Origin of the sequence: Sphingomonas sp. (assembly GCF_035910975.1) — a bacterium.
In the GTDB taxonomy this organism is placed as follows: domain Bacteria; phylum Pseudomonadota; class Alphaproteobacteria; order Sphingomonadales; family Sphingomonadaceae; genus Sphingomonas.
Genome location: NZ_JAMHWM010000051.1, coordinates 1 through 1,072, shown reverse-complemented (window position 1 = coordinate 1,072; position 1,072 = coordinate 1). Strand labels below are relative to the sequence as shown.

Genomic DNA, 1,072 nt, shown 5'->3' with positions numbered 1-1,072 from the left:
GCCCAGCCGCTTCGCGAGCCGCGCCACGGCCAGCATGGTCATCGGCCGGCCCGGCAGGATGGAGGCTGCGCCCGCGTCGTCGTGGTGGATCGGGTGCACGGTCGCAAAGGCGGTGCTGTTGGCACCGCGGTAGATCAGCACCGCGCTGTCCAGCGCCACGCCGCCGACCGCTTCCTCGATCACGCGGAATTCGAGTTCCTTCGTCATGGCCAGTCCTTCGCAACCTTGCCGTGGTCGAACCAGTCTCCGTCCGAGAGCCTGAAGATCAAGCTGTCGATGAGCCGCACGGCGGCGAACCAGGGCCCCATGTCCTCGACCCACCGAAGCAGCCCGTCGGGGCCGCACAGGTCGATCTCGCACGTCCCGCTCTCCTCGAAGAACTCGCCGCTCTCTCCGACCATCTGCTCGAAGTCGTCGACGACGCGGGGGGCGACGGGGTCGTCTTCGCGCCAAGTCAGCACGCCCGCGAATCCGATGAAGTAGCCCTCCTGGTCCTGCGCCTGAGGTGCCCTCGCCGGCACGCGCAGCCGCATCAGCGCACACGCGTCCTGTATGACGCCCCGGATGCGCGGCCCGGCCGATCCAATCGCCAGTTCGGCGGCCTCCGCGATCTGTCGCGTCCGCAAGGGTCGACGCTGGCTTGCGCGCGGCAGCGCCCACTTCGGATAGGTGGCATCGAACAGCGCACGGGTCACCATCCCGGCTCGCATTTCCTCGCGCGCATCCGCATCGTCGCCCCAGGATTCCTGGAGTGCCGTCTCCTCGTCCTCCTCGCCGTACCAGTAGAAGTCCCGCGCCACATCGAGCGCCGTGCTAGGCGTGAACAGCGGCAGCGTCCGCCACGAACGGTCCTCGATGATGCGCAGCACCGTCATCCCTAGCCGCGCATGGAAGGCCTCCAGGCATTCGAGCGCGGGGCCGACGCACCAGGTCCCGCCGCCGCCATACCAGGCGATCTGGCCACGGATACGGTATCCATCGTGCTCGCCAGCACCCTCGCTCCCCGCCGCCTCGTCGAGGCCGAGAGAGAACATCGGACGCAGGCAGCGCAGCCCGCAAAGGCGCTGGTTGA

1 protein-coding gene and 1 pseudogene are annotated in these 1,072 nt (G+C 68.8%); both read right to left on the bottom strand.

Annotated features, from left to right (window positions below):
- A pseudogene (locus tag VYI76_RS16700) lies at positions 1–207 on the bottom strand (hypothetical protein); the annotation flags it as partial.
- Positions 204–1,072, bottom strand: an 869-nt coding sequence (locus VYI76_RS16695) for a PRTRC system protein F (RefSeq protein ID WP_326525944.1), incomplete at its 5' end; no start/stop codon positions are given. The pseudogene VYI76_RS16700 and the gene VYI76_RS16695, both read right to left, overlap by 4 nt.